Annotated in this window: 13 protein-coding genes; 4 read left to right on the top strand and 9 right to left on the bottom strand. The window is 64.3% G+C overall.

Translation table 11 applies throughout. The annotated features are described in order from the left end of the window. The first annotated feature begins 2 nt into the window (after positions 1-2). Genes AB7D48_RS10705 through AB7D48_RS10690 form a run of 4 tightly spaced genes read left to right on the top strand, consistent with a single transcriptional unit; the run spans position 3 to position 3965 of the window. Complete coding sequence (locus tag AB7D48_RS10705; RefSeq protein ID WP_427978729.1) at positions 3-614, top strand: NIPSNAP family protein; 612 nt, start codon at positions 3-5, stop codon at positions 612-614. 27 nt (positions 615-641) lie between these two features. Then, a complete protein-coding gene (locus tag AB7D48_RS10700; RefSeq protein ID WP_427978727.1) occupies positions 642-1463 on the top strand; it encodes a shikimate dehydrogenase family protein in 822 nt (273 codons plus the stop codon). Position 1464: 1 nt separating this feature from the next. After that, positions 1465-2280, top strand: a complete 816-nt coding sequence (locus AB7D48_RS10695) for a sugar phosphate isomerase/epimerase family protein (protein WP_427978724.1) — start codon at positions 1465-1467, stop codon at positions 2278-2280. Then, on the top strand, positions 2277-3965 hold the full coding sequence (locus AB7D48_RS10690; protein ID WP_427978722.1) for an FAD-dependent oxidoreductase: 1689 nt from the start codon (positions 2277-2279) through the stop codon (positions 3963-3965). The genes AB7D48_RS10695 and AB7D48_RS10690 overlap by 4 nt, the downstream gene beginning before the upstream one ends. A 33-nt stretch (positions 3966-3998) precedes the next feature. Here the strand turns inward: AB7D48_RS10690 and AB7D48_RS10685 are convergent, their stop codons facing one another. The 9 genes from AB7D48_RS10685 to AB7D48_RS10645 form a co-directional block, all read right to left on the bottom strand. Continuing rightward, positions 3999-4817 carry an IclR family transcriptional regulator gene (locus tag AB7D48_RS10685; protein WP_427978719.1) on the bottom strand — a complete coding sequence of 273 codons (819 nt, stop codon included), beginning with the start codon at positions 4815-4817 and terminating at the stop codon, positions 3999-4001. Positions 4818-4837: 20 nt separating this feature from the next. After that, entirely contained in the window at positions 4838-5893 is a 1056-nt protein-coding gene (locus tag AB7D48_RS10680; RefSeq protein ID WP_427978716.1) for a Gfo/Idh/MocA family protein, read from the bottom strand. A gap of 89 nt (positions 5894-5982) precedes the next feature. Beyond that, the gene (locus AB7D48_RS10675) at positions 5983-7479 is read right to left on the bottom strand and encodes an MFS transporter (protein ID WP_427978713.1); all 1497 of its coding nucleotides are present in this window, start codon (positions 7477-7479) and stop codon (positions 5983-5985) included. Between the two features lie 92 nt (positions 7480-7571). Then, a complete protein-coding gene (locus AB7D48_RS10670; RefSeq protein WP_427978710.1) occupies positions 7572-8183 on the bottom strand; it encodes a nucleotidyltransferase family protein in 612 nt (203 codons plus the stop codon). Further along, the gene (locus AB7D48_RS10665) at positions 8180-9157 is read right to left on the bottom strand and encodes an XdhC family protein (protein ID WP_427978708.1); all 978 of its coding nucleotides are present in this window, start codon (positions 9155-9157) and stop codon (positions 8180-8182) included. Before AB7D48_RS10665 ends, AB7D48_RS10670 begins: the two co-directional genes overlap by 4 nt. Before the next feature lie 5 nt (positions 9158-9162). Continuing rightward, on the bottom strand, positions 9163-9966 hold the full coding sequence (locus AB7D48_RS10660) for an alpha/beta fold hydrolase (protein ID WP_427978705.1): 804 nt from the start codon (positions 9964-9966) through the stop codon (positions 9163-9165). Position 9967: 1 nt separating this feature from the next. Further along, complete coding sequence (locus tag AB7D48_RS10655; protein ID WP_427978703.1) at positions 9968-10720, bottom strand: maleate cis-trans isomerase family protein; 753 nt, start codon at positions 10718-10720, stop codon at positions 9968-9970. Positions 10721-10734: 14 nt separating this feature from the next. Beyond that, on the bottom strand, positions 10735-11349 hold the full coding sequence (locus AB7D48_RS10650; RefSeq protein ID WP_427978701.1) for an isochorismatase family protein: 615 nt from the start codon (positions 11347-11349) through the stop codon (positions 10735-10737). 4 nt (positions 11350-11353) lie between these two features. Then, on the bottom strand, positions 11354-12403 hold the full coding sequence (locus AB7D48_RS10645) for a 2,5-dihydroxypyridine 5,6-dioxygenase (protein WP_427978698.1): 1050 nt from the start codon (positions 12401-12403) through the stop codon (positions 11354-11356). Positions 12404-12409: the final 6 nt, after the last annotated feature.

Here is a 12409-nt window from a genome sequence, read left to right as displayed (position 1 = left end):
ATATGACCAAACGCTACGAACTTGCCACCCTCTCCATCCAGATGGGCAGCGCGCCAAAATTCATCCAAGGTGCCGAGGCTTATATGAAAGACGGCAAGGGCCGTCTGCTCGGCGCCTGGGTCTGCGATGTCGGCAGCCTCAACAAGCTTGCCATCCTGCGTGAATTCGAAGACGACGCTGAATTGCTGCGTGAACGCCAGCGCGGCCTCACCGCCGCCAACCCGTTCGGCGCGGCGGAATTCCTCACCCGGCTGGAGATGGAAAGCTACGCCCCCTTCCCCAACATGCCTCCCGTGGAGCCGGGCACTTTCGGCGCCATTTACGAAATCCGCAGCTATGTGCTGAAAACCGGCGGCCTGCTGCCCACCTTCGAAGGTTGGGGCGAGAAACTGCCCGAGCGCACGGCCGTCTCCCCGCTCACCATCGCGCTCTACGCGCTCGATGGCACGCCCCGCATCACTCATATCTGGCCCTACGCGGATGCCAATGCCCGCTTCGACAAACGCGCCGAATCCGTGGCCGCCGGCGCCTGGCCGCCACGCAGCGCGGTGTGGCTCACGCCTGAGATGAGCTCCGGCCTCTACGTGCCCACCGCCATCTCCCCGCTGCGTTAAAATTCAAGAAACAAAGGAAACGTCCCAATGAACCCGACCGCCTCCCTCAACGGCGCCACCTCTGTCATCGGCATTGTCGGCGATCCCATCGCCCAGGTGAAATCCCCCGCGGGCATGACCGCGGGCCTCACGGCCCGCGGGTTGAATTCCATCGTCGTGCCCTTCCACGTCACTCCAGGCGATCTGACGAATTTTGTCACCGGCATCTCGCTGGCCAAAAACGTCACCGGCCTCATCGTCACCGTGCCGCATAAATTCGCCTTCTATGAACTTTGCACCACCAGCTCCACCCGCTCCAGGCTCATGCGCACCGTCAACGTACTGCGCCGGAACGAGGATGGCGGCTGGCACGGCGATATTTTCGACGGCGAGGGCTTCGTTGCCTCCCTCATCCGTGGCGGTGGCGCGCCCCAGGGCAAGCGCGTGCTGCTGGTGGGTGCTGGCGGGGCGGGCAGCGCCATCGCCCTGGCGCTGCTGGATGCCGGCGTCGCCGAACTGGCGGTGCATGACGGCAACGCCGAGCGCCGCGACACCCTTCTCACCCAGCTTGGCCCTGTCGCCGGCGGCCGTCTTGTTCCCGGCAGCGCCGACCCGTCAGGGTTCGACATCGTGGTCAACGCCACCCCGTCCGGCATGCGCGCGGGCGATCCTCTGCCCGTCGACGTCTCCCGCCTGTCCCCCACCGCCTTCGCGGCGGATGTAATCACCGCCCCGCTGGAAACCCCTTTCCTGCAAGCCGCCAAGACGCTGGGCTGCGGCACCCGCACGGGCGTGGACATGTTCAACGGCGTCTGCGAACTGATGCTGGATTTCTACAGCCCGGCCGCCCGCGACACCCAGGCCGCCTGATATGCGCAAATACTCCCTCGCCCATCTCACGGTGCTCGACCTACCGCCTCCCGCAATGGTCGAAACCGCCCGCGCCGCCGGCTACACCCATGCCGGGCTACGCCTGCTGCCCGCCGCCCCCGGCGGCGTGTTCTACGACCTCGCCAACGACGCCGCGCTGCTGCGCGAAACCCTCGCCCGGCTGAAAGATACCGGCATCGAGATCTTCGATGTCGAAATCATCCGCCTCGGCCCGGATTTCCGGGTGGAAACCACCCTCCCCTTCCTGGACACCGCCGCCACCCTGGGCGCGCGCGCCGTGCTGGTGGCGGGGGACGACCCAGACCCCGCCCGCCTCGCCGCCAGCTACGCCGCCTTCTGCGAGGCCGCCGCTCCGCGCAACCTCACCGGAGATATCGAGTTCATGCCCTGGACCGAAGTGCCGGACATCGCCGCCGCCCGCCGCCTGGTGGAAGCCTCGGGCAACCCCGCCAATGCCGGTATTCTGGTGGATGCCCTGCATTATGGCCGCAGCCAGGGTGGTCCCAGCGCCGTCGCCGCCATCCCGCGCCATTTGCTGCATTACGGTCAGATCTGCGACGCCCCGGCGGAAATTCCCACCACCGTCGAGGGTCTCATCCACACCGCCCGGCAGGAACGCCTGCTTCCCGGCACGGGCGGCATCGACATTACCGACATGCTCCGCGCCTTGCCGCCGGATCTGCCGCTCAGCGTCGAACTGCCCAACGCCAAGCTCGCTCCCGCGCGCGGCCCGCTGAACTGGGCGAAGGACTGCCTGGCAGCCTCGAAGAAATTCGCCGAGGAGGCCCGCGCATGAAACCCGCCTACGATGTCATCGTGCTCGGCTCCGGCGCCGCGGGCATGGCCGCCTGCCTCTTCGCCCGGCTCAACGGCCTCTCCGCCCTGCTGGTGGAACGCACGGACCATCTCGGCGGCACCAGCGCCTTTTCCGCCGCCACCACCTGGGTGCCGGGCTCACTGCTGGCCGCCAGCGTCGGCGCCCCGGCGGACGATATCGAACACGCCCGGACCTTCCTGAACGAGACGGTCGGCAATCACTCCAGCGCCGCCATGCGCGATGCCTTCCTGCATTGGGGTCCACAGGCCATCGCCCGGTTGCAAAACGAAACCCAACTGCAATTCCGCGCCCGCCCCTCGCATCCGGATTATATCCAGGAAGCCCAGGGCGCCACCTTGTGCGGCCGTGCCCTGGAACCTTTGCCCTTCGATGGCCGCAAGCTGGGATCGCGGCTTACCCTCATTCGCCCGCCCATCCCTGAATTCACCATTCTCGGCGGGCTGATGATCGACCGGGACGACATCGCCCATCTTCTGAAGATGAAACAAAATCGCGAGAGCTTCCTGTATGCCGCGAAGCTGATCGCCCGTTACGGGATCGATCGCCTCACCCACAGGCGCGGCACCCGCCTGGTGATGGGCAATGCCATGATTGGCCGCTTGCTCGCCTCATTGGACGCAACCGGAGCGGACATCGTCACCCAAGCCGAGACAGAGGAGCTGCTGACGGAGGGGGGCTGTGTCATCGGTATCCGCCTGCGCCTTGAGGGCCGCTCCCACGACATCACGGCCAAGCGGGGCGTGGTGATGGCCACGGGGGGGTTTAATCGCCACCCCACCCGCCGCGCCGAAATGCTGCACCAACCCACCGCCGCCCATTCCCCCGGCGCGCCGGGCCATACCGGCAAGATCCACGATCTCGCCCTGGCGCTCGGCGCCCATTACGGTGAGGGCGGCATGGACAATGCCTTTTGGGCGCCTGTCTCCATCCGCCGCCGCGCGGACGGCACCACCGCCGTGTTCCCGCACTTCGTGCTGGACCGCGGCAAGCCTGGCACCATCTCGGTGAATGCGGCGGGGCGGCGCTTCGTGAATGAGTCCACCTCCTACCATCTTTTTGTCCGCGCCATGTATGAGTCCCACAAGAGTGTCCCCACCATCCCCACCTTCCTGATCGCTGATGCCGAGGCACTACGTAAATACGGGCTCGGCATGGTCCGCCCAGGCGGGCGCGGGCTGAAACCCTTCCTGGAAGACGGCTATCTGGTGGAAGCCCCCAGCCTCGCCGCGCTGGCGGGCAAACTCGGCATCGATGCCGCCGGGTTGGAGGAGAGCGTGAAACGCATGAACGAATTCGCCCGCACCGGGGTGGATACCGAATTCGGGCGCGGCACCACGGCCTATCACCGTGTAAACGGCGATGCCACGCATGGCCCCAACCCGAATATCGGCCCCATCGCCACCGCGCCCTTCTACGCGGTGCGGCTGCTGCCGGGCGATATCGGAGCCGCCACCGGCATGGTCGCCAACACCAGCGCCCAGGTGATGAAGCAAGACGGCACCCCCATCCCCGGCCTCTACGCGGTGGGGAACGACATGCAATCCGTCATGGGTGGCGTCTACCCGGCGCCGGGCATCACCATCGGCCCCGCCCTCGCCTTCGCTTATGCCGCCGCCGCGCATCTGACCGCCGGGCGGGCATAACGCGCGCCAGGGGTTACACATACATATCCGGGGTTACGGGGCGGCACCCTCTCCTTGCTGCCCCAGCCTCCACGTCCCACCGAAATAGGCCGACCCCAGGCTTGCGGCGGACAGCTCCGCGGCCGCCGCAAGCAAATCCGGCGCCAATGTCCGCAACCTGACCTCCGGCAGACGCATTGACGGCCCCGCGATGCTCAGCATCCCGATCGTCCGCGCCCCATCCCTCGTGCGGATCGGAGCGGAGATGGCGGACAACCCCGGCGCGGAGCTTTCATTCACCAGCGCATACCCGTCGCGCCGCGCGATTTCGATCTGCTTCAGCAAGGCCTGCACCGTCGTCACCGCATTGGGGCCCAATTGACGCGGATCGCCAAACCCTTGCCGGCTGACCAAGCGCACCGCCTCCTCATCCGACATGGTGGAAAGCCATGCATGGCCCGAGGAGGTGGAAGCCAGATGCGCCTCCGCCCCCGCATCGGGATCGTACCGGAATCCGGTCCGCGCCCCTTGCGCCTTGGCCACCCAGGTCAGGCGCTGATCGCTGACGATGGAAAGCCGCACCAGCTCCCCCGCCTTGTCCGCGAGATTGACCAGAACCGGCTGAGCGATGTCCAGAATGCCATTGAGCGAGAGAAAAATCTGCCCCAGCGCGGAGATCTTCAGGGTCAACCGATAAATTTCGGAAACCGGATCCTGCTCCACATAGCCCAGGCGGTTAAGTTCGGCCAGCAGCCGGTGCGCGGCACTACGCGGTATATCCAGCCTTTCGGCGATCACATAAAGCTGCAGGCCGCCCGGGCTGTGGGCCAGACATTCCAGAATGTTCAGGGCACGGTCGAGTATGGAAGACATACCCTGTTCCTTTCCAAATTTCAGGCGGGCTGGCAATCGCGCGCCGGCGTTATGGCCCGGCCGGTCCGCGCCGCTTCCAGCACGGCCAGGGTGGCGGCCAAGGTCGCCGCGCCATCCTCGCCGGAAACCAAGGGGAGCGCCTCCCGCCGCGCCACCCGGATAAAATGAGCCAATTGCAATGCCAGCGGATCCCCCGGCTCATAAGCCAGCGCCTCGGCGGTCAATGGATGCGTCCATCCCCGCTCGCCCGCATAATGCCAGCGGATCAGCCCTGGCAGTTCCAGCGCCGCCTCGGTGCCGCACAGACGGTAGCATTGGCCCCGATGGCGCGCGAAATCCTCATTTTCACCGGAAAGCTGGTCCCAGCACCAGGGAGAGGGCGTGGCATCGGAGAGCGTCAACGCCGCCAGAGCGCCGGAAACGAACCGCAGCAGCACCACGGCGCTATCCTCCACCGCGTATCCCCGCGCCGCATGGCTGGCAATGGCCTGCACGCTCTCGATCTCACCGCAAAGATAACGCAGCGCGTCGATGTCATGCACCAGATTGATCAGGACCGGCCCGCCCCCCGGCCTCGTGCGCCATTCGACATTGAAATAAGGTTCGGGCTTGCAGACGGTCACATCCGCGTTCACCGAGACCAACCGCCCCAGCCCGCCGCGCGCCAGCACCTCCTTCGCCGCGCGCAGCACCGGGTTATGCCGGCGAAAATGCCCGACCAGCAACGGCACATCCTTCTCGCGCGCCAGCCTGGCCAGGGCAAAAGCCTCCCCCACGTCATCCGCCAGCGGCTTTTCCACCAGCACGGCGATGTTTCTGGCGATGCAGGCCTTGGCCATATCCACATGCAGCGCATTCGGCGAGGCGATGATCACCGCATCCGGCCGCCATTCATCCAGCGCCCGCTCAAGATCCGCTTCATGCGCGACCCCCAGCGCCTCGGCCTGGGCCTTGGCCTGGGGGGCGGGGTCGATGATCCCCTTGAGCGCCGCCTCTGCTGGAATCGCCTGAATCAACCTAATATGCGCCTGACCGATAACACCGGCCCCGCACACCGCAATGGATAAACTGGACATGCTTCCCTCTTTTTTGACTTTAATTCAAATATAGAATTTAGTTTCATTATAAGGAATTTTACGCTCCAGGCAAACGCGGCACACCTCTTTTATGGTTTCTTCGCCTCCTTGACCTTGCCCTGGGATACATTGGCTCCCGCTCCGCGCGGCAAGGCGAGGGAGTCGGCAACCCCAATCAGGGACACAGCCGCCACCAACAAAAAAGCGATGCGGAAAGGCCAGGCCGGAGCCGCGCCCAGCGGCGCCATCGCCTCTCCCGCCCGCCAGGCAATGGCCCCCAGCGCCACGCCCAGCCCCATGGCGAGCTGAAACAAGGTGGAAAACAAGGTATTTGCCGCGGACATCGCAGGCTGGGGCACATCCGCGAATGCGATGGTGTTGAACGCGGTGAACTGCATGGATCTCGTGGCACCGCCAATGAACAAAATGGCACAGATCACCGGCACAGGCAGCAGCGGGCCAATCGCCGCGCAAGCCGCGATCGCCAGGGCATTGAACACCCCATTCACGATCAGAACCGGGCGGAACCCGAAACGACGCAGAACCTGGGTGGTCGCCATCTTCATCGTCAGATTGCCGGCAAACACCGCCATCAGCATCGCACCCGCGGCAAAGGCGCTGTAACCAAACCCAATCTGGAACATCACGGGCAGCAGGAACGGCACCGCGCTCACCCCCATGCGAAAGAGCGACCCACCCAGAATGGTCACTGAGAAACTCCTGAGCCCAAGCGGCGAGAGATCGAGCATCGGATGAGGAACGCGACGCAGATGCCGAACCGCCAGAACCAACAAGACACCCCCCAATCCAGCCAGCCCCAGGACGGTGTGCCAAGCTATTTCGGGGTCGCCGAACAGTTCCGCCATATACAGCAAGCAGAACAAGGCCGTGCCCGAAAACGCAAATCCCGGCCAATCGAACCCCACACCGCGCTCATGCCGTGTATCCGGCACGATCAACCAAGCCAGACCGCAAGCCACCACGCCAAGCGGCAAGTTGAGATAAAAAATCCACCGCCAATTGGCATATTCCACGATCCAGCCCCCCAAGGGCGGCCCCAGAACCGGCGCCACCAGGGCTGGCCAGGTCAGCATGGCGATCGCGTCGATCAATTTATCCTTCGGCGTCACGCGCAGCACCACCAGCCGTCCCACCGGCACCATCATCGCGCCGCCCAGCCCTTGCAGGATGCGCAAAATCACGAATTCAGGCAGTGTCCGCGCCAAGCCGCACAATAAGGACGCAATGGTGAACAGCAGGATCGCCAAGCCAAAAACCCGCCTGGCGCCAAACCTGTCCGCCATCCAGCCGCTCGCGGGAATAAAAATTCCCACCGCCAGCATGTAAGCGCTCACGCCGCTATTCAACGCCACGGGGCTGACGGAAAAGCTGCCCGCCATTTGCGGCACGGCCGGCGTGATTACGGTTGCGTCCAAATTCTCCATGAAAAACGTGCCCGCGACCAGCAACGCAACGGCGGTGAGCTTGGCCCCGCCACCTGAAACAGAAGTGTCTTGTGTCAGAATTTGTCCATCCTCACTGAAATCGCCCGTGAGGGCATCCATCCCATATGGAGAATCAGGCATATTCTGGATAAACGCAAGAACGTCAGGGCACCTGCCCTTCATGGCCGGGCGACAACATTCAACCGGTCCGGCCATCAGGCCGTTTCAGCCCCTCACCCCAGGCGCTGGAGGCATGACTGGAACTGTTCCGGCGTATCTATATCCTCCAGCACGCAGGTGCTGGCCACCTCCAGCCTGCACAAGGTCGCCATCCTGTCCTCCAGCAAGGACCGGGCACCTTCATCCCCGCGCAAACAAGACATGACGGCGAAATGGCGCCGCCCCCACAACACGGGGTTGCCAGGCCGTCCCTCGAATACCGGCTGCACAATGTCCCTTCCCGCTTCCGGCGCAAACGCCGCGCACAAGGCGCGCAGCGTGGCGGCGGTCACAAAAGGCATGTCCCCCAGGCAGATCAACGCGCCCGCGCAAGCTTCCGGCACAGCCGCCAGACCGGCACGCAGGCTGGCGGCTAGTCCCTCCCGGTAATCCGGCGCGTCAGCGCCCCTCACCGGAAGTCCCGCCGCCTCACGCGCCACAAGCTCCCGCTCATGGCCGGTGACCATGACCACCGGCCCCGCATCCGCCTCCACGGCCTGTTCCAGAACAGCGCGCAGAATGGTCTTGCCGGACGGCAAGCGCAGCAGCAGCTTGTTCCGCGCGCCCATGCGGCGCGACTGTCCCGCCGCCAGCACCAGAATGGCGATCCGGTGCCCCGCGCTCACACCCGCCGCCTTGCCGCGATAACCGCCGCGAGGATGGAAACGGCGATTTCCCCACCGCCGACGGCGCCGATATTCATCCCCACCGGCGCCTGGATACGCGCCAAGGCCGCCTCCTCCACGCCGCTGTCACGCAGCCGGGCAAGCCGCGCCGCATGGGTGCGCCGAGACCCCAGCGCGCCGACATAAAAGGCCGGAGACATGACCGCCTCGCGCAAAGCGGGATCGTCGAATTTCGGATCATGCGTGAGGGTGACCACCGCGCTGCGGGCATCCAACCTCAACAGGGTAAAGGCCATCCGCGGCCATTCGCGCAGCAGGCGCGTGCCAGGAAAACGCTCAGCCGTGCAAAAGGCCGCGCGCGGGTCCACCACCACGCAACCATACCCTGCCAGCCGCGCCATGGACACCAGGGTCTGAGCAATCTGCACCGCGCCGACAATGATGAGCCGGGGCGGCGGGGTAACGGGTTGGAGAAAATATTCCCCTTCATCGCGCACGACCAAATCCGGCTTGTCCTGCCCCAGCAAATGGGCGGCCGCCTCGGTCAATCCGGCGGGGGCTTCCGGCGAGGGCAGCAGCCAGGCTTCGTCTTCATCCAACCGCCGGGCCAGCACGACAGGCCGGCTTGCATCGGCCGCCTCCAGCAGCGCGGCGAATATCCCCGCTTCGAACCGCCCGACATGGATCTCAATCCGCCCGCCGCAGGCCAGCCCCACGGACCAGGCCAACTCATCCGCCACCCCGAAATCGAGCCGGGCCGGCCTGCCGGTTTTCAAAACCCCCTCGGCGGCTTCGCAAACCGCCCCTTCCACACAGCCGCCGCTCACCGCCCCCGCAATGGCGCCGGAGGCACTGATGGCCATGACACTACCCGCCGGGCAGGGCGCGCTGCCCCAACTGCGCAGGACCGTCGCCAGAGCCACCGCCTCACCGGCGCTGGCCCATTGCAGCGCCCGCCGCAGCGTCTGGAGCATCGCTCCTATCCCGCCGGCCGCATGAAATTCATGACGGTCTGGATAAATCCATCGAAATTATCCCAGGGGATCATATGCCCCGCATCCGGCACATGCGCGACGGTGATTTGGCCTGAGAGGGATTTCAGCTCCTCCTCATCCTCGGGCAGAATGACGCCGCCGCGCATGGCGACCATCAGCAAGGCCAGGCACGGAATATGCGGCACATCCTGATGAACATCTTCCGTATGGAAGCGCTCAAAGGTTTCCACCACGGCGGCCTCGTCGCAGGTATGCAGCCATTCGGCGCGCAATTGCAGCTGCTCTTGCGTCCAGGTGGGACAGAAGGCGCGCATCTCCTCGGCACTCATGCCTTTCAGCGATTGCCGGATGGACTCCACATACCAAGGCAGCTTGGCGGGATATTCACGCCGGCCAGGGCCGCTGACCGGCGGGTCCACCAGTACCATGCGGGCAATATTGGCGGGAGCGTTATGGCCCAACCGCAACGCGATGCGCGCCCCCATGGAATGACCGAGCACAATGCATTCCTTCAGCTCCAGCCCCGCGATGACGGCGGCGGCATCGGCGGCATAGCTGTCGAGATCATAGGCCAGATGCGGACCGGTTTCAGAAAGCCCCCGTCCGCGCACATCCAGCACATGGACATCGAAGCGCTCGGCCAGCGCCTCCGCCACGAACCCCCAGGTGATGGCCGGGCTCGTGATGCCTGGAATCAGTAAAAGCGGCTGCCCCTTGCCGCCATAACGCAGATAATGCTGGCGGATGCCGTTGGCCTGGATATTCGCGCCGTAAAGACATGCACCCATCTCAATAAGCCCCCGAGAGCAACGCGCCGGCACCGGGCACCACCGGCTCCAGTTTCAGCGCCTTCAACATTTGATAGGTCGTGGCGATGGCGGCGGAGATAACAGGTTTACCTGTCAGCGCCTCGACCTTGGCGACGGAAGCCAGGGACGGCATCTGCACGCAGGCGGAAAGCACGATCACATCGGCATCCTTATAATCCAGGCCGGAGACGATACCCGGCAGCCTGGCGGGATCGTGCCGGGCGACATCCAGATTGTCCGGGATCTCAAGCGCGATGGAATCCAGCACCTCGAACCCCTCATGGGCGATGTAATCCACCACCAGCTTGGTCAGCGGTTTCATATAGGGCGTGACCACCGCGATCTTCTTCGCCCCCATCACCTTCAGCGCCTCCACCAGTGCGCCCGCGCTGGTGACCACGGGAGCCGGATGGCCATTGGCCTCGGTGACCTTGCCCAGACGGGCCTGGGATTCACGATGATAACCCAGTCCCATGGACATGATGGCCACCAGGCAGGCATAGCCGAGAACATCCACCGCGGCATCGCTCAGCTCTTCCGCGCAGCGGTCGCTGTGCGCGTCCATCGCCGCCAGCTCTTCCTTCTTCACATGCTTCATGCGCATGCGCGCGGAATGAAAAGTGAAACGCTCCGGGCGGATCAGCTCGCGCGCGCACAGCATCGCCGGAATTTCCGTTTCCATGGTTGTGTTGGAGGAGGGCACGATCTGCCCGATTTTATAAATCTTGTTCATGGTCTCGATCAGTTTCAGTTCAGACGGGCCAGCAAATCGTCAAGGCTCAGCACCTCGCCGCATTTCTGCGCCATGTCAAAGAGGTTGGCCTCATGCGGACCGATGGCGCGGTCGCCCACGCAATCGGAAACGATAAAGGGGCGGAAACCGAGCTGCATCGCATCCAGCACCGAGGCACGCACGCAGCCGCTGGTGACACAACCCGCCACCACCAGGCTTTGAATCCCGCGCGAGGACAGCCAGGACGCCAGAGCGGTGCCGGCAAAAGCCGAGGGCACGGTCTTGCGCACCACATACTCCCCGCGCGCCGGCGCAAGCTCCGGCACGATCTGGCTTTGCGGGTTGCTCTCCGTAAGTTTCAGCAAACTCGGCACTTTTAGCGAGAAGATATTGGCATCCGCCCCGTCATCGGCAAAGACGATGCGGGTATGCGCGATTTTCCAGCCACGCCGGCGCGCTTGCGCCAGCAATGTTGTCGTGCGTGCGATGGCCGGCGGAATATTGCCACCGCCAAAAGCACCCGGGTCCGCGAAGCCATTCACGAAATCGACGATCAGCAGACCGATCCCACCGACGAGATCGATGGCGCCGCCAAAGCCCTGGCGCTGATAGATTTCAACCTCACTCATTATCTCATGCCTTTCCACCACCGGCGGGCAACACCTTGCCGGCCACCACCATCTCCTCGCCATCCAGCGTCACGGTGCAGTTGCGCATCGGAATATCGATATGGCAGGCGCACTCACGGGTGCCGCCCGCCTCGTTATTCGGCCCCATGGACCAGAGGAAATTCCCGGCAAAGGCGCGGCCATCCATGCCCGTGGTCGCCTCACGGTCATAAAGCGACAATACCGACCAGTGGGCGCGCTCCTGCAACCCCCAACCAATATGCGAGATAGCGTAGCTTTCGGGATCGTTGAAACTCGCCATATATTCGCTGAGCAAGTCCGCGTCGAGCCCGCCTTCGATCTTGGTGACATAGCCATTCTGGACAGTGAGTGTCACCGGCTCGGTCACATAGGATTTTTGCGGCAGCAATATATCCCCGCGGTCGAGCACGATGGTGCCTTGCGCCGTGCCCTCGTTGGACCAGGTGGCAAGAAACCCGCTCGGCCAATGGTCCCAGCGGCCTGGCTTGTCGGTAAAGCCATATTCTTCGAGAATCGGAAAATCCCCCAGCGCGAAGCGCACATCCGTCCCCGCGGTGGAGGTCACGCGCATCTCCTTGGCCGCGCGCAGGCGGGCGGAGGCCTTCAGCACGCGGGCCCGGTCTTCTTGCGTCGGCACCATGCGCACCAGCACTTCGGGCGGCTCCACGGCCAGCAGGATCTTCGTGCCGCCCGCCAGAATCTCGTGCTGCTCCTTGGAGAAAAGCAGAACCATGAGATCCAGCACCAAATCGCTCTCCTTCAACGCGGCAAGCGCCGCCTTGTTGCCCGTGAGCGGCGTGGTGCCGAAATAAGACAACAGATCGCGGGTGAGGGATTTCTCCCCATTCACCGGCGGCAGATCCAGCCGGTTGACGATGGCCCCCTTATGCTGGGCCGCGAGACTGGCCATGGCCAATGTCTGCGGATGCGTATTTGAGGAGGTGAGGATCGTTACACTTTGTCCGGCTTGAAGCTCGGATAAAGTCAGAACCTCCATCCAAGCCTCGAATAATTGCTTGTCACTCACGGGCATTCGGAA

The sequence above is a fragment of the Acidocella sp. genome (assembly GCF_050253495.1).
In the GTDB taxonomy this organism is placed as follows: Bacteria; Pseudomonadota; Alphaproteobacteria; order Acetobacterales; family Acetobacteraceae; genus Acidocella.
Note: the sequence above shows the minus strand (reverse complement) of the source record. Positions and strands in the feature narration are given on the sequence as shown.